The sequence below is a fragment of the Sphingomonas sp. OTU376 genome, from assembly GCF_038440415.1.
GTDB classification, from domain to species: Bacteria; Pseudomonadota; Alphaproteobacteria; order Sphingomonadales; family Sphingomonadaceae; genus Sphingomonas; species Sphingomonas kyeonggiensis_A.
On sequence record NZ_JASATQ010000003.1, the window covers coordinates 126,551 to 141,198 of the forward strand.

Consider the following 14,648-nt stretch of genomic DNA (forward strand, 5'->3'; position numbering starts at 1 on the left):
GCGGCGCCGTTCCGGGGGGATCGGCGCCGCGTTTTGATTCAGAGGCCGCGCATCGCCTCGGCGGCGAGGGTGAGGCTCTTCTTGCGCGCATCGTGATCGAACATCGCGCTGGTCAGCATCAGTTCGTCGGCGCCGGTGCGGGCGATGAAGGCGGCGAGTTGCTCGCGGACCCTGCCGGGCCCGCCGATCGCGCTGGCCGACAGCACCTGGTCGAGCATCGCATTGCCGTGCCCACCCAGGCTCTCGCGATAGCCGGGCACCGGCGGCGGCAACTGGATGCCCTTGCCGGTGGTGCGGATCGCGACAAACGCCTGTTGCTGCGAGCTGGCGAGTAGCTCGGCTTCCTCGTCGGTATCGGCCGCGAAGACGTTGAAGCCGAGCATCAAATGCGGCTTGTCCAGCACGTCGGACGGGCGGAAATTGCGGCGATAGACGTCGATCGCCTGATCGAGCTGGCCGGGCGCGAAATGCGAGGCGAAGGCATAGGGCAGGCCGAGCATCGCGGCGAGCTGCGCGCCGAACAGGCTGGAGCCGAGGATCCAGATATCGACCTTCGCACCGGCGCCGGGGGTCGCGCGGATGCCGGTGCGGCCGTCATCGGCGAAATAGCTCTGCAACTCCGCCACATCGCGGGGGAACTCGTTGCCGTCGCTGTCGAGCCCGCGGCGGATCGCGGCGGAGACGCGCTGGTCGGAGCCGGGCGCGCGGCCGAGACCGAGGTCGACGCGACCCGGGAAGAGCGCATCGAGCGTACCGAACTGCTCGGCGACCTGGAGCGGCGAGTGATTCGGGAGCATGATCCCGCCAGAACCGATGCGAATCGTCGAGGTCGCCTGGCCTACATGCGCGATCACCACCGCGGTGGCTGCGCTGGCGATGCCGTCCATCCCGTGATGCTCGGCTACCCAGTAGCGGGTGTAACCGAGGCCTTCGACATGCCTGGCAAGGTCGGCGGCGTTGGCAAGGGCTTGCGATGCGGTCCCGCCCTGGATGATCGGGACGAGGTCGAGCAGGGAATAGGCTGTCATGCGCCGGGAGATGGGGAGCCCATCCGCCGACTGCCATAAAGTTTTGGTCTTCCGTGACGAAGCAATCATCCGTCGCGCTCATCATATCCGTCATCCCGCCCCATAAGCGCCATCCAGGCGAAAGCCGGGATCTCAGGCGAAGGCGGGGGAGGCACCGCACGCGCTCCCGGCTTTCGCCGGGATGACGCTATGAATAAGAAACACTTGCTTGATAGCCGCGCCCGCTGGGCCTAACCGCGCGGCCATGACCCCTGCCCTGTCGCACGTCCGCAACTGGATCTTCGATCTGGACAACACGCTCTACCCGGCGAGCGCGAACCTGTTCGCGCTGATCGATGCGCGGATCGGGCAATATGTCCAGAACCTGCTCGGTCTCGATCCGGTCGCCGCGCACAAGGTGCAGAAGGGCTATTTCCATGCGCACGGCACGACGCTGGCCGGACTGATGTCCGAGCATGGCACCGATCCGCATCACTATCTGGCGGACGTCCACGACGTCGACATGAGCGTGCTCGAAGTGAACGCGGCGCTGGTCGAGGGGCTCGCGCGGCTGCCGGGGCGCAAGCTGGTCTTCACCAATGGCGACGCGCCCTATGCGATGAAGGTGCTCGACCGGCTGGGCATGGGCGAGACCTTCGAGGCGATCCACGACGTGCACGCCACCCAATATCGCCCCAAGCCCGATCCGCTCGCCTATCAGGGGCTGTGCGAGGCCTATGACCTCGATCCCCGTGCCAGCCTGTTCGTCGAGGACATGGCGCGCAACCTCGCGCCGGCCAAGGCGATCGGCATGACCACGGTGTGGATCGACAATGGCTCCGAACAGGCGCCGGGCGACGCCGATCTTAGCTTCATCGACTATACCACCAACGACCTCGGAGCCTGGCTCCACAGCATCCTGGAGACTTCCGAATGACCGACCTGCAGACCATTATCGACGCCGCCTGGGAAGACCGCGCCAACCTCGGCTTCGGCACTGAGGGCGCCGTGCGCGAGGCCGTGGCCGAGGCGCTGAACCTGCTCGATCGCGGCGCAGCCCGTGTCGCCGAGCCCGTCGAGGGTGGCTGGCAGGTCAACCAGTGGCTCAAGAAGGCGGTGCTGCTGTCCTTCCGCCTCAATGACAATGTCGTGGTCCAGGGCCCGGGCGGCGCCAACTGGTTCGACAAGGTGCCCTCCAAGTTCGCCAACTGGGGTGAGGACGCCTTCCGCCAGGCCGGCTTCCGCGCGGTGCCCGGCAGCGTCGTCCGCCACGGCGCGCATGTCGCCAGGGGCGCGGTGCTGATGCCGAGCTTCGTCAATATCGGCGCCTATGTCGGCGAAGGCACGATGGTCGACACCTGGGCGACCGTCGGCAGCTGCGCGCAGATCGGCCGGAACGTCCACCTCTCGGGCGGCGTCGGCATCGGCGGCGTGCTCGAGCCGCTTCAGGCCGATCCGGTCATCATCGGCGATGGCGCGTTCATCGGTGCGCGCGCCGAAGTGGCCGAGGGCGTGCGCGTGGGCGAAGGCGCGGTGCTCTCGATGGGCGTCTATCTCGGCGCCTCGACCAAGATCATCGACCGCGCCACCGGCGAAGTGCATCGCGGCCATGTGCCGCCCTATTCGGTGGTGGTGCCGGGCACGATCCCGGGCGAGGCCGGCAAGCCGGGGCTCTACTGCGCGGTGATCGTCAAGACGGTGGACGCGCAGACCCGTAGCAAGACGGGCATCAACGAGCTGCTGCGCGACTGATTTAGTATCCAGCGTTACCGCTTTCATCCGGGCGGCGAGATGGCGTAGGGACGGATCATGACCGAAAGCATGACCTATGGACGCTATCTCGCGCTCGACGAGCTGCTCGCCGCCCAGCACCCGCTGTCGGACCGGCATGACGAGTTGCTGTTCATCATCATCCACCAGACCAAGGAGCTGTGGCTGAAGCAGGCGATCGCCGAGATTCGCCTGGCGCTCGACCTGGTCCGCGCCGACAAGCCGGTGGAGGCGTACAAGAGCCTCGCCCGGGTCAGCCGCATCCAGGCGGTGATGACGCTTTCCTGGGAAGTGCTGACCACGATGACGCCGAGCGACTATACCCGCTTCCGCGACGTGCTCGGCGCCAGCTCCGGCTTCCAGTCCGACCAGTTCCGCGCGGTAGAGACCTTGCTCGGCGTGCGCGGTGGCGGGGTGCCGGGGCCGCTCACCACCGAATTCTCCGCCCTGCCCAGCCTGTGGGACGAAGCCAATGCCGCGCTCGCCCGCGCCGGCTTCGACTTGCCCGCCGAGGTGCTGGCTCGCGACTGGGCCCAGCCCTATGAACCCAGCCAGGCGGTCGAGGATGCCTGGGCGCAGGTCTATCGCGAGACGGACAAATATTGGGAACTGTACCAGCTCGCCGAAAAGCTGGTCGATATCGACGACGCGCTGGCGACGTGGCGGCACAAGCACGTCCTCACCGTCAGCCGGGTGATCGGGATGAAGCCGGGGACCGGCGGCACGCCTGGCGTACCCTATCTCGCCTCGACGCTGTCGAAGCGCGCCTTCCCGGAACTGTGGACGCTCAGGACGCAGCTTTGAGCTACAAGCACCTCTTCCAGCGCGCCCTGGCTGCGGCGCCCGAGCGGCTGCACTTCGCGGCGCACTCGCACCATCTCTGGCCCGATGCCTCCTATCTCGGCCAGCTCGCCGCCTGGGAAGACGGGGTACGTCTTGCCGATCGAAAATGGGAGCGGGTGATGGGCGAGATCTGGCCCGCCGCCCAGCAGCACGTCGCCGCCGAGCTCAAGCTGCCTGATCCGAGCAGCATCGTCTTCGCGCCGAACACCCACGAGCTGCTGCTGCGCATCGCCTCGGCCCGCCCGGGGCCGTTGCGCATCCTTGCCAGCGACGGCGAGTTCCACAGCTTCCGCCGACAGTCGATGCGCTGGGAAGAAGCCGGCAGCGCGACCGTGGAGCGGGTGCCGCTCGAGGCGATCGTCGAGCGGGCAAAGGCCGGCGACCACGACCTGATCTTCGTCAGCCAGGTGCAGTTCGGCACCGGCCATGTGTTCGACCGGATCGCCGAGCTTGCCGCGCTGGCGGCGCCGGACGGCCCCTGGGTGGTGATCGACGGCTATCACGCTTTCATGGCGATGGAGGCCGACCTGTCGGCCGTGGCGGACAAGGTCTTCTACCTCGCCGGCGGCTACAAATACGCGATGGCCGGGGAAGGCTGCGCCTTTCTCCACGCCCCGCCGGGTTTCGGCATGCGACCGGAGATCACCGGCTGGTATGCCGAATTCGAGGACCTGGCGCTGCCGCCTGGCAGCATCGGCTATGCGCCCGATGCACGCCGCTTCCTGGGCGCTACCTTCGATCCTTCGGGCATCTACCGCTTCGTCGGGGTGCGCGACATGCTGCGACAGGAAGAACTGACCACCGCGAAGATCGCGGCGCATATCGACACCTTGCGCGCACAGCTGCTGGCCGAGCTACCGATCGAGGCCGAGCTGCTCAACCCGGGGAGCCCCGCGCGCTTCCTCGCGCTGCGCTCGCCCAATGCCCAGCGCTGGAAGGCCGAACTGGAAGCGGAGGATGTCATCACCGACGTGCGGGGCGACGTGTTGCGCATCGGCCTGGGCCTGTACCAGGACGGCCGCGATGTGACGCGGTTGATCGAGGCGCTTTCCTGGCTCCGCTGACAAAGCGACCGGGCACGCAATGCGCGTCGCGCCCGGCCGTGAGGGAGGTCATCGACGGGCGACCTGGGTGGCGCCCCAGCGCGCAGTGAGCTGGCGGGCGACGTCGCGCTGGACGCCGTCACGGCAGCGCTTGATCGCCACCGCCTCATCGGCGCCCGCACTCGCATAGGAACCGCAGACCTGCTCGGTTGCGACGGCGAGGCGACGATTGAGCTCGATGCGGCCCGCCTCGCTCTTCAGATCGAGATCGGCATGGCGGATGGCGACGCTGCGGTCCCCGGCCAGGGCCGGCGTAGCGAACAGCGTGGCGGCGGCGAGGGCGGCGATGAACTTGCACATGGGATGGCTCCTTTCCGTGGAATGCCGGCGTCGTTGCCGGATACCTCCTGATCGCCGGAAAGCCCGCCGGGCGAGAGGATGAGGAGCCGATGAAGAGCTGATGAAATGCCGATGATTCGCCGATAGGGTGGATTTCGACACTTGTTGCGGGGATGGGGGAAAGGTGGAGAGCCGCATCGACCTTGCGCATGAACCGGTATTCCGCCTCGGGCCGATCGAGGTGCGTCCCGCCCTGCGCCAGCTTGCGCGGGAGGATGGCAGCGAGGAAGTGCTCGAACCGCGGGTGATGCAGGTGTTGGTCGCGCTCGCCCGGGCGAACGGGGCGATCGTCAGCCGCGACGACCTGACCCGCAGCTGCTGGGAAGGCCGGGTGGTGGGCGAGGACGCGATCAATCGCGTCGTCTCGCGCCTGCGCCGCGCCGCCGAGGGGATCGGCCAAGGCGGCTTCCGGATCGAGACGATCACCAAGGTCGGCTACCGGCTGCTGCGCGAGGGCGAGGGCGGCACGCCCGCACCGGCGCCCGACAGCCCGCTCGCCCAAGCCCGCGCCGAGGCCGATCGCCTCCGCCTCGATCGCCGCGCGATGCTCGCAGGAGCCGGACTTGCAGTGCTCACCACGACTGGCGCGATCGGCTGGTATCGCTGGTCGCAGCCCCACAAGACTGTGCCAGATGATGTGAAGCCGCTGCTCGATCAAGCGATGGCCTCGATACGCCAGGGCACGCCGGAAGGGCTCAGCCAGGCAACCGGCCTGTTCCGGCGTCTGACCGAGCTGCACCCCGACCAGCCCGATACCTGGGGAGCACTCGCGATCGCCTATGCGATCGGTGCGGGTGGCGGCAGCCCCCGGAACGAAGCGGCGATGCGCATGCGTGCCGAGCAGGCCGCTGCCCGCGCGCTGCAGCTCAATCCGGCCAATCCCTATGCGCGCCTTTCACGGGCGATGCTCGATGCCGCAACCGACAGCTGGCTGCGGGACGAGCGGCTTTGTCGCTCGATCCTCACCACTCGCCCCGACATCGAATTCGCCTGGGGCATGCTCAGCGGCGTGCTGCTCTCGGTCGGGCGCTGCCGCGAGGCGGCCGACACATTCGTCCAGTTCTGGGGAAAAGGGCTCCCCGATCCTTCGCGCGCCTATACCCGTGCCGTGGCGCTTTGGGCCGCCGATCGGCTCGACGAGGCGGACAAGGCGATGGAGGAAGCGATGGCGCTGTTCCCCACCCATTTCGCGGTGTGGTTCACGCGCTTCTACCTGCTGCTCTATACCGGCCGCGCCGCCGATGCGCTGGCGATGTCGCGCCGGACCGACCAGCGGCCCACCGGTATCCCGGCCGACAATTTCGCGATGATCGAGGACGTCGCCCAGGCGATGATCACCCGCGCGCGCGCCGACATCGACCGGGCGATGGCGAGCAACCTGGCGGCGGCGCACAAGGGTGCGGGCTTTGCCGAGAACACGATGCAGTTCGCCGCCGCGCTGGGCCGGGTCGATACCGCGTTCGAAGTGGCCGAGGGCTATTATTTCGGCCGGGGCTTCGAGGTCGGAGAGCTGCGCTTCCAGCCCGAGCAGCGCGTCTGGACCCGGCGGGCCAACCGCCGCACGCGGCTGCTGTTCATACCCTCCACCGCGGCGATGCGCAGCGACCCGCGCTTCGGCAAGCTGGTCGAGGAAATCGGGCTGGAGCGCTATTGGCGCGAGACAGGATCCGTGCCCGACTACCGCAAGACCTAGTCCTGCTCGATCGGCGCGACGCCGAGCCGCGGGATCTCGATCGCGGGGCAGCGGTCCATCACAACCTTGAGCCCGGCCGCCTCGGCGCGGGCCGCCGCTTCCTCGTTGATCACGCCGAGCTGCATCCACACCGCCTTGGCGCCCGCGGCGATCGCTTCGTCCACCGCCTCGCCGGCGGCCTGGGGACGGCGGAAGATATCGACCAGGTCGACCGGCTCGATCTGCGACAGGTCGCGGAACACGAACTCGCCGTGCACATGCTCGCCGGTGATCTGCGGGTTGACCGGGATCACCCGGTAGCCATGCCGCTGGAGGAAGGCCATCACGCCGTAGCTGGGACGATCGGGCCGGTCGGACGCGCCGACCATCGCGATGGTGCGCACGCTTTCGAGCAGCGCCTTGATGTCCTCGTCCCGCGTCAACGGCATTGCTTCATCCTTTCAGCCAGTCGTCCACCTGCCCGGCCAGTCCTGCAAACAATTCGGCCTGCGTACCGTTCCCGGCAGCCGGCGGCTCGCCCGCGTCGGATGCCGTGCGGATCGCCATTTCCAGCGGTATCCGGCCGAGGAAGGGGATGCCCAATTTTGCCGAAATATCCTGGGCGCCGCCGGTGCCGAAGGGATTCGAAACGCCCTCGCAGTGCGGGCAGACATAGCCCGACATGTTCTCGATCAGGCCGATAATCGGCACCCCGGCCTTGTTGAACAGGTCGATCGCCCGCGTCGCGTCGATCAGCGCGAGATCCTGCGGGGTCGAGACGATCACCGCGCCGGCCGGCTTGTGCTTCTGGATCATCGTCAGTTGCACATCGCCCGTCCCCGGCGGCAGATCGAGCACGAGCAGATCGGTCTCGCCCCAATCGGCATCGACCATCTGGCCGAGCGCACCACCCGCCATCGGGCCGCGCCAGGCGATCGCCTGCCCCTCGGCAACCAGCCCGCCCATCGACAGCATCGGCACGCCGAACCGGGTCTGGACCGGCAGCAACACTTTATCACGCGCCTGCGGCTTCACCCCTTCGACGCCGAGCAGGCGCGGCTGCGAGGGGCCATAGATATCGGCATCGACCAGCCCGACCCTGCGCCCGCGGCGCTGGAGCGCGATCGCCAGGTTGGCGGCCACGGTGGACTTGCCCACCCCGCCCTTGCCGCTCGCCACCGCGATCAGGCGCCGGGTGCGCCGCTCGCTGGTCATCAGAACGCGCACTTCCTCCACCCCGGGGAGCGCGCCGGCGGTGCGGCGGATATCGGCTTCCAGCTCCTCGCGGCTGGCCTCGGCCAGGCCGGTCACGTCGAGGACGATGCTGGCGCGGCCGCCTTCGAGGCGGCCGGTGGCGCGGCCGGCGGTGATCGGGGCGAGCGCGGCGTTCAGGGCTTCGGTATCGGTCATCGCGTGGCAGATAGGCGCACAATCGCCGCGCGCCACTGTAAATCCGCGCGCGCCTGCTTATAAAGGTCGAATGGCAAACCTCTTTGGCTGGCTCAACAAGGCCGGCAACTTGCAGAACGAGGCTCCGAAGAGCCCCTGGGGCTCTGGCAGCGGCGGCGGAAATGGCGGCGGCGGCTCGGGCGATGGCAAAGGTGGCTCCGGCGGATCGGGCGGCTCGGGTCCCCGCAATCCCTGGTCCTTCCCGCCCGAGGGGCGGCGTCCCCGCTCCGGCGGCGGTGGCGGCGGAAATGGCGGCGGCAACGGCCCGTTCGAGGACCTGCTGCGCCGCATGGGCGGCGGCGGCCTGCCGGTGCCCCCGGGCGGCGCCAAGCTCTGGCTGCTCGTCGTCGGCGGCCTGTTGCTGGCCTGGATGGCCTTTACCAGCTTCCACGCGATCGGCCCGCGCGAGCGCGGCGTGGTCACCACGCTCGGCCGCTATAGCGGCACGCTCGGCTCGGGCCTGCAGTTCACCCTGCCCGCACCCTTCCAGATCGTCGAGACCGTCGATGTCGGCAGCGTGCGGACGCTGAAATTCCCCGAGAGCGGCGCCAACCTGATGCTGACCGGCGACCAGAACATCGTCGATCTCGCCTATTCGGTGAACTGGTACATCTCCGACGCCGCCGACTATTCCTTCCAGATCAAGGACCCGACCGAGACGGTGAAGGACACCGCCGAAAGCGCGATGCGCGCGGTGATCGCGACCACGACTCTCAACGAGGCGATCGGCGAGGGCCAGGGCCGCATCTCGACCGATGTCCAGGCCGCGATGCAGAAGATCCTCGACGAATATCATTCGGGCATCCGCATCCAGAGCGTCGCGCTGACCAAGGCCGCCGCGCCCGAGCAGGTCGACGACGCCTTCAAGGCGGTGCAGGCCGCGCAGCAGGGCGCACAGGGCGCCCGCAACAATGCCAATGGCTATGCCCAGCAGGTGATCGCCGTGGCGCAGGGCGAGGCCGCCGAGTTCGACAAGATCTACGAGCAGTACAAGACCGCTCCCGAAGTCACCCGCCGCCGCCTCTATTACGAGACGATGGAGCAGGTGCTCGCGCGCACCAACAAGACGATCGTCGAGGCACCCGGCGTCACCCCCTATCTGCCATTGCCGGGGATCCGCCCCGATGCGGGCAAGGCCCAGCAAGGAGAGCAGAAGTGAGCTGGCTGCGTAGCCCCATCGGCATCGCGGTTTCCGCGATCCTCCTGCTCATCGTCGTGATGAGCACCGTCGCGATCGTGCCCGAGACCAAGCAGGCGGTGATCCTGCGACTCGAAAAGCCCTATCGCACGGTCAATCAGTGGCGCGCGGGCGAGCAGTTCGGCCGCACCAATGCCGGCCCGATCCTGCGCATCCCGTTCTTCGACCGGATCGTCTGGGTCGACAAGCGGGTGCTCTCGGTCGACCTGCCCAACGAGCCGGTGCTCTCGACCGACCAGCTCCGCCTGCAGATCGATGCCTATGCGCGCTTCCGCGTGACCGATCCGCTCAAGATGGTCGTCACCATCGGCACCGAGGACCGCGCGCGCGACCAGCTCCAGCCGCTGTTCCGCTCGGCACTGCGCAACGAGCTCGGCAAGCGCCCCTCGGCGATCCTGCTCAGCCCCGAGCGCGGCCAGGTGATGGACAATATCCAGAACTCGCTGCAGCAGCTCGCTGCGCAATATGGCGTGTCGATCGTCGACGTGCGGATCAAGCAGACCGAGCTGCCCTCGGGCTCGCCGCTCGACAGCGCGCTCGAGCGGATGCGCACCGCGCGCAACCAGGAAGCCAAGACGATCGAGGCCCAGGGCATGAAGGATGCGCAGATCATCCGCGCCAATGCCGATGCCCAGGCGGCGCAGATCTATGCCCAGGCATTCAACAAGGATGCGGACTTCTACAATTTCTGGCGCGCGATGCGGTCCTACCGGACGACGTTCCTGAACAACGATCCGGCAAAGGGCGAAACGTCGATCATCCTGAGCCCGCAGAACAGCTATCTGAAGGAATTCATGCAGCAACGATGACGCTGTCTATCCGTTCATATTCAATCGCCGTTCAGCATTTCGGCGCAAAAATCCGTTTCGAACGCTTTTCCTTCGTCTGAGAGGACTCACTCACGTGCGTTATGCCTACGCCCTGACCACCGCCATCCTGCTGAGCGGCGCCGCCGCCACGATGACGCTCAACCAGCCCGCGGGCGCCCAGACCGCGCAGAACGAGCCGGGCGCCATCCAGGCGTCCGCGCCCCGCGCCGGCGCGCCGATGAGCTTCGCCGACATGGTCGCCAAGCTGCAGCCGGCGGTCGTCAACATCTCGACTACCCAGCGCGTCACCACCAACGCCAATCCGCTCGCCGGCACGCCGTTCGAGGCATTTGGCGGCGGCAACCAGCCGGTGACCCGCCAGGCCCAGTCGCTCGGCTCGGGCTTCATCATCTCGGCCGACGGCTATGTCGTCACCAACAACCATGTGATCGCGGCCGGCGCGCAGGGCGCCACGGTCGAATCGATCACCGTCACCCTGCCCGACAAGCGCGAGTTCAAGGCCAAGGTGATCGGCAGCGACGTCCAGTCCGACCTCGCCGTGCTCAAGATCGAGGGCGCCAACCTGCCCTTCGTGAAGTTCGGCGATTCGGCCAGCGCCCGCGTCGGCGACTGGGTCGTCGCAATCGGCAATCCCTTCGGCCTGGGCGGCTCGGTGACTGCCGGCATCGTCTCGGCACTGCACCGCGTCACCGGGTCGGGCGGCGCCTATGACCGCTTCATCCAGACCGATGCCTCGATCAATCGCGGCAATTCGGGCGGCCCGATGTTCGACCTGAACGGCAATGTGATCGGCATCAACTCGCAGATCCTGTCGCCGACCGGCGGCAATGTCGGCATCGGTTTCGCGATCCCCGCGGAAGAAGCCAAGCCGGTGATCGACACGCTGATGAAGGGCCAGAAGATCGCCCGCGGCTATCTCGGCATCCAGATGCAGGACCTGACCGACGACATCGCCGACGGCCTGGGCGTGCCCAAGGGCCGCGGCACCGTGGTCGCGCGCACCGAGCCGGGCCAGCCGGCGGACAAGGCAGGGCTCAAGCAGGGCGACGTGATCGTCAAGGTCGACGGCAAGGACGTCACCCCGGACCAGACTTTGTCCTATCTCGTGGCGAACGTGAAGCCGGGCACCAGCATCCCGCTCGAGCTCTACCGCGACGGCAAGCCGATGAAGCTGACCATCACCGTCGGCACCCGCCCGCCCGAGGAGCAGCTCGCCCAGTTCGATCCGAACGACGAGAACTCGCAGGCGCCGGGCGCCGATTCGGACACGATGGCGGCCGCCTCGCTCGGCGTGCAGGTCACGCCGCTTACCCCGCAGATCGCGCAGAGCGTCGGCGTCAATCCGAGCACGACCGGCGTGGTCGTGGTCCAGGTGAACCAGGCCAGCGACGCAGCCGGCAAGGGCCTGCAGCGCGGCGACGTGATCACCACGGTGAACCGCGTGGCCGTGGCCAATGCAGGGGACGTCGCCAAGCAGGTTGCCGCCGCCAAGGCCGCGGGCAAGACCAACGTCCTGCTCTGGGTCCAGCGCCGCGCACTCGGCCGCTTCGTCTCGGTCGGCATCAACTAAAACCACGCCCAATCGGGCTGACGGATGCCCGTTTCTCCTCTATTCCGATCTCCCAACCAAGGAGATCGGACATGGCGGGAGAGACGGGCATCTTCATTGGCGCAGGTGCCGGCGGCGCAAATCCCCAGAGCCTGGTGCTCAAGCGCGCCAACCGCCACGGGCTGATCGCCGGCGCCACCGGCACCGGCAAGACGGTGACCATCCAGGGGATCATCGAGGGCCTGTCGAACGCCGGCGTTCCCTGCTTCGTCGCCGATGTGAAGGGCGACCTTTCCGGCCTGGCCATGGCCGGCTCCCCCACCGCCAAGACGCACGAGATCTTCAAGGCGCGCGCCGCCGAGATCGGCCTGGCCGACTGGGCCTATGCCGACACCCCGGTGCAGTTCTGGGATCTCTATGGCGAGCAGGGCCATCCGATCCGCACCACCATCTCCGAGATGGGGCCGTTGCTGCTTTCGCGGCTGATGGACCTCAACGAAGTGCAGGAAGGCGTGCTCACCATCGCCTTTACCGTCGCGGACAAGGACGGGCTGCTGCTGCTCGACCTGGACGACCTGCAGTCGATGCTCGCCCACTGCGCCGAGCGCGCGGACGAGCTGACCGCGACCTATGGCAATGTCTCCAAGCAGTCGGTCGGCGCGATCCAGCGCGCGCTGCTCCAGCTGCGCAGCCAGGGCGGCGCGAACTTCTTCGGCGAGCCGGCGCTGTCGATGGAGGATTTCCTCGGGCTCGACGACAAGGGCCGCGGCGTGGTCAACATTCTGGCCGCCGACAAGCTGATGGCGAGCCCCAAGCTCTACGCCACCTTCCTGCTCTGGCTGCTCTCCGCGCTGTTCGAATCGCTTCCGGAAGTCGGCGATCCGGACAAGCCCAAGCTCGCCTTCTTCTTCGACGAGGCGCATCTGCTGTTCGACGACGCGCCCAAGGCGCTGCTCGACAAGATCGAGCAGGTCGTCCGGCTGATCCGCTCCAAGGGCGTCGGCGTCTATTTCATCACCCAGAACCCGATCGACGTGCCCGACACGATCGCCGGCCAGCTCGGCAACCGGGTACAGCATGCGCTGCGCGCCTTCACTCCGCGCGACCAGCAGGCAGTGAAGGCGGCGGCGACCACCTTCCGCGCCAATCCCGATGTCGATGTCGAAAAGGCGATCACCGAGCTGAAGGTCGGCGAGGCCCTGGTCTCGGTGCTGCAGGACGATGGCTCGCCGAGCCCGGTGCAGCGCACGCTGATCCGGCCGCCGGCATCGCGCGTCGGGCCGGTCACCCCGGTGGAGCGGGGCGTGCTGGTGCAGACCGATGCGATCGGAACGAAGTACGACACTTTGGTCGATCGCGAATCGGCGGAGGAGCTGCTTGCCGCCAAGTCGGCCGAGGCGTCCGCCGCCGCGGCCGAGGCCAAGGCGCAGGACGAAGCCGAGAAGGCCGCGGCGGCCAAGGCCAAGGAAGATGCGCGGCTCGCCAAGGAAGCCGAGCGCCAGCGGCTCGCCCAGCAGCGTGACGCCGATCGCCAGGCCCGGCTCGACGCCCAGGCCCAAAAGGCAGCGGAGCGCGAGGCGGCGAACAATCCATGGAACCGGGCGATCACCTCGGCGACGCGCTCGGCCTCCTCGGCGGCGGGCCGCGCGGTAGCGAACGAAGTCTCCAAGGCGGTGTTCGGCAAGAAGAGCGGCGCGGGGGCGAGCATCCTCGGCGGGCTGGTCCGCGGGGTGCTGGGGGGATTGTTCAAGGGACGGTAGGCGCCTCGCCCCTTTGCTTTCGCCGGGGAGCAGTCAGGTTTCGGATAGATTCGCTGCCGCCGGCGCCAGGAACTCCCGCCACAGCATCACCAGCACCGCCATCACCGCCGGGCCGATGAACAGGCCGAGCAGGCCGAGCGTCTCGACGCCGCCGAGGATGCCGATCAGCACCCAGAGGAAGGGCAGCTGGGTCGCCCCGCCGATCATCGCCGGGCGGAGGAAATGGTCGGCGATGAAGATGATGACGAGCCCGATCGCGACCACGACGATCGCGCCGACCACCGATCCCTGGAGCAGCAGCAGTATCGCGGCGAGCACGAACAGCAAGGGCGCGCCGAACGGGATCATCGCGGCGATGGCGGTGGCACCGCCGAGCAGCAGCGGGTGCGGCACGCCGGCGACCAGGTAGACGATCGCCATCAGCGCGCCGACGCCGAGGCCGACCAGCACCAGCCCGTCGATCGTGCCGCGCACCGACCGGATCGCCTGCGTCCCTACCCGCTCGCCGGCCGGACCGAACAGCCGCGACACGGCGATGCGTCCCTGCGCGATCAGCGCGTCGCGGTCGCGCAGCACGAAGAACAGGGTGAGCAGGGTGAAGCCGAACACCACCGCGCGGTGCGCGACATTGGCGCCGATCGCCCGGGAGTGGGTGAGCCACTCGCTGCCGCTCAGCAGGCGCAGCTGCTCGGCAGCATCCTCGGGCCGGGCGAGATGGGTCAGCCACCAGTCGCGAACGGCCTGGCTGCCGACCGGCAGGCGGGCGACCCAGTCGGGCACCGGCACGCCCTGCGCCTGGGCCTCGGCGATCAGCCGGGTGATGTCATGCGCCTCGCGCAGCGCCTGGCCGATGCCGAAGCCGAGCGGGATCAGCACCACCAGCGCCGCGAGCAGGGTGATGATCAGCGGGATGACGATGCGGTGCGAGCCGTGCAGCATCGCGCGCAGCTTGAGATGCAGCGGATCGACCGCGATCGTCAGCACCACCGCCCAGAGCAAAGCCGCGATGAAGCCATGCGCGACCCAGAGGCCAAGGAGCAGCAATGCGCCCACCAGCGCCAGGCGTGCGGCGCGCTGCGCCGTCTCGGTTCCCGTGTTCATTCCGCCAGCGTAGCGTCGCAACGCCCG

General features: G+C 68.2%; 14 protein-coding genes. 9 read left to right on the plus strand and 5 right to left on the minus strand.

The window, feature by feature from the left end; all coding sequences use genetic code 11:
• Nucleotides 1-38: 38 nt before the first annotated feature.
• Nucleotides 39-1,028 carry an LLM class flavin-dependent oxidoreductase gene (locus AAHM44_RS02605; RefSeq protein WP_342248902.1) on the minus strand — a complete coding sequence of 330 codons (990 nt, stop codon included), beginning with the start codon at nucleotides 1,026-1,028 and terminating at the stop codon, nucleotides 39-41.
• A gap of 244 nt (nucleotides 1,029-1,272) precedes the next feature.
• Between AAHM44_RS02605 and AAHM44_RS02610 the strand changes: the two genes are divergently transcribed.
• Genes AAHM44_RS02610 through AAHM44_RS02625 form a run of 4 tightly spaced genes read left to right on the plus strand, consistent with a single transcriptional unit; the run spans nucleotide 1,273 to nucleotide 4,684 of the window.
• Nucleotides 1,273-1,944, plus strand: coding sequence for a pyrimidine 5'-nucleotidase (locus AAHM44_RS02610; RefSeq protein WP_342248903.1), 672 nt, complete (start codon nucleotides 1,273-1,275; stop codon nucleotides 1,942-1,944).
• Nucleotides 1,941-2,759, plus strand: coding sequence for a 2,3,4,5-tetrahydropyridine-2,6-dicarboxylate N-succinyltransferase (gene dapD / locus AAHM44_RS02615; protein WP_269573709.1), 819 nt, complete (start codon nucleotides 1,941-1,943; stop codon nucleotides 2,757-2,759). Before AAHM44_RS02610 ends, dapD begins: the two co-directional genes overlap by 4 nt.
• Nucleotides 2,760-2,816: 57 nt before the next feature.
• Nucleotides 2,817-3,581 (plus strand): tryptophan 2,3-dioxygenase, encoded by a 765-nt coding sequence (locus tag AAHM44_RS02620; RefSeq protein ID WP_342248904.1) that lies wholly within the window; start codon nucleotides 2,817-2,819, stop codon nucleotides 3,579-3,581.
• Nucleotides 3,578-4,684 carry a class V aminotransferase gene (locus AAHM44_RS02625; RefSeq protein WP_342248905.1) on the plus strand — a complete coding sequence of 369 codons (1,107 nt, stop codon included), beginning with the start codon at nucleotides 3,578-3,580 and terminating at the stop codon, nucleotides 4,682-4,684. The genes AAHM44_RS02620 and AAHM44_RS02625 overlap by 4 nt, the downstream gene beginning before the upstream one ends.
• Nucleotides 4,685-4,732: 48 nt before the next feature.
• Here AAHM44_RS02625 and AAHM44_RS02630 read toward each other — a convergent pair whose 3' ends face one another.
• Nucleotides 4,733-5,023: a UrcA family protein gene (locus AAHM44_RS02630; RefSeq protein WP_342248906.1), complete on the minus strand. Its 291-nt coding sequence runs from the start codon at nucleotides 5,021-5,023 to the stop codon at nucleotides 4,733-4,735.
• A 163-nt stretch (nucleotides 5,024-5,186) separates the two neighbouring features.
• On the opposite strand from AAHM44_RS02630, the gene AAHM44_RS02635 reads away from it, so the two are divergent.
• A complete protein-coding gene (locus AAHM44_RS02635; protein ID WP_342248907.1) occupies nucleotides 5,187-6,755 on the plus strand; it encodes a winged helix-turn-helix domain-containing protein in 1,569 nt (522 codons plus the stop codon).
• On the opposite strand, the gene AAHM44_RS02640 is transcribed toward AAHM44_RS02635, so the two are convergent.
• Both AAHM44_RS02640 and AAHM44_RS02645 read right to left on the minus strand, forming a co-directional pair.
• Nucleotides 6,752-7,183, minus strand: coding sequence for a CoA-binding protein (locus tag AAHM44_RS02640; RefSeq protein ID WP_269573704.1), 432 nt, complete (start codon nucleotides 7,181-7,183; stop codon nucleotides 6,752-6,754). The two genes, AAHM44_RS02635 and AAHM44_RS02640, sit on opposite strands and share 4 nt — an antisense overlap.
• 4 nt (nucleotides 7,184-7,187) lie before the next feature.
• Nucleotides 7,188-8,144: a P-loop NTPase gene (locus tag AAHM44_RS02645; RefSeq protein ID WP_269573703.1), complete on the minus strand. Its 957-nt coding sequence runs from the start codon at nucleotides 8,142-8,144 to the stop codon at nucleotides 7,188-7,190.
• Nucleotides 8,145-8,214: 70 nt separating this feature from the next.
• On the opposite strand from AAHM44_RS02645, the gene hflK reads away from it, so the two are divergent.
• From hflK to AAHM44_RS02665, 4 genes are all read left to right on the plus strand, one after another.
• On the plus strand, nucleotides 8,215-9,342 hold the full coding sequence (gene hflK / locus AAHM44_RS02650; RefSeq protein ID WP_269573702.1) for a protease modulator HflK: 1,128 nt from the start codon (nucleotides 8,215-8,217) through the stop codon (nucleotides 9,340-9,342).
• A 59-nt stretch (nucleotides 9,343-9,401) separates the two neighbouring features.
• Nucleotides 9,402-10,190, plus strand: a complete 789-nt coding sequence (gene hflC, locus AAHM44_RS02655; protein WP_269576552.1) for a protease modulator HflC — start codon at nucleotides 9,402-9,404, stop codon at nucleotides 10,188-10,190.
• Between the two features lie 94 nt (nucleotides 10,191-10,284).
• Complete coding sequence (locus AAHM44_RS02660) at nucleotides 10,285-11,781, plus strand: Do family serine endopeptidase (protein WP_269573701.1); 1,497 nt, start codon at nucleotides 10,285-10,287, stop codon at nucleotides 11,779-11,781.
• Nucleotides 11,782-11,852: 71 nt separating this feature from the next.
• The gene (locus tag AAHM44_RS02665; RefSeq protein WP_184162076.1) at nucleotides 11,853-13,520 is read left to right on the plus strand and encodes a helicase HerA-like domain-containing protein; all 1,668 of its coding nucleotides are present in this window, start codon (nucleotides 11,853-11,855) and stop codon (nucleotides 13,518-13,520) included.
• Nucleotides 13,521-13,553: 33 nt separating this feature from the next.
• Here AAHM44_RS02665 and AAHM44_RS02670 read toward each other — a convergent pair whose 3' ends face one another.
• A complete protein-coding gene (locus tag AAHM44_RS02670) occupies nucleotides 13,554-14,621 on the minus strand; it encodes an AI-2E family transporter (RefSeq protein ID WP_342248908.1) in 1,068 nt (355 codons plus the stop codon).
• Nucleotides 14,622-14,648 lie beyond the last annotated feature (27 nt).

What these genes read in the sequence shown, in the direction of transcription:
- AAHM44_RS02605 (WP_342248902.1), bottom strand. Translation starts at nt 1,028, where the DNA reads ATGACAGCCTATTCCCTGCTCGACCTCGTCCCGATCATCCAGGGCGGG.
- AAHM44_RS02610 (WP_342248903.1), top strand. Translation starts at nt 1,273, where the DNA reads ATGACCCCTGCCCTGTCGCACGTCCGCAACTGGATCTTCGATCTGGAC.
- dapD (WP_269573709.1), top strand. Translation starts at nt 1,941, where the DNA reads ATGACCGACCTGCAGACCATTATCGACGCCGCCTGGGAAGACCGCGCC.
- AAHM44_RS02620 (WP_342248904.1), top strand. Translation starts at nt 2,817, where the DNA reads ATGACCGAAAGCATGACCTATGGACGCTATCTCGCGCTCGACGAGCTG.
- AAHM44_RS02630 (WP_342248906.1), bottom strand. Translation starts at nt 5,023, where the DNA reads ATGTGCAAGTTCATCGCCGCCCTCGCCGCCGCCACGCTGTTCGCTACG.
- AAHM44_RS02640 (WP_269573704.1), bottom strand. Translation starts at nt 7,183, where the DNA reads ATGCCGTTGACGCGGGACGAGGACATCAAGGCGCTGCTCGAAAGCGTG.
- AAHM44_RS02645 (WP_269573703.1), bottom strand. Translation starts at nt 8,144, where the DNA reads ATGACCGATACCGAAGCCCTGAACGCCGCGCTCGCCCCGATCACCGCC.
- hflK (WP_269573702.1), top strand. Translation starts at nt 8,215, where the DNA reads ATGGCAAACCTCTTTGGCTGGCTCAACAAGGCCGGCAACTTGCAGAAC.
- hflC (WP_269576552.1), top strand. Translation starts at nt 9,402, where the DNA reads ATGAGCACCGTCGCGATCGTGCCCGAGACCAAGCAGGCGGTGATCCTG.
- AAHM44_RS02665 (WP_184162076.1), top strand. Translation starts at nt 11,853, where the DNA reads ATGGCGGGAGAGACGGGCATCTTCATTGGCGCAGGTGCCGGCGGCGCA.
- AAHM44_RS02670 (WP_342248908.1), bottom strand. Translation starts at nt 14,621, where the DNA reads ATGAACACGGGAACCGAGACGGCGCAGCGCGCCGCACGCCTGGCGCTG.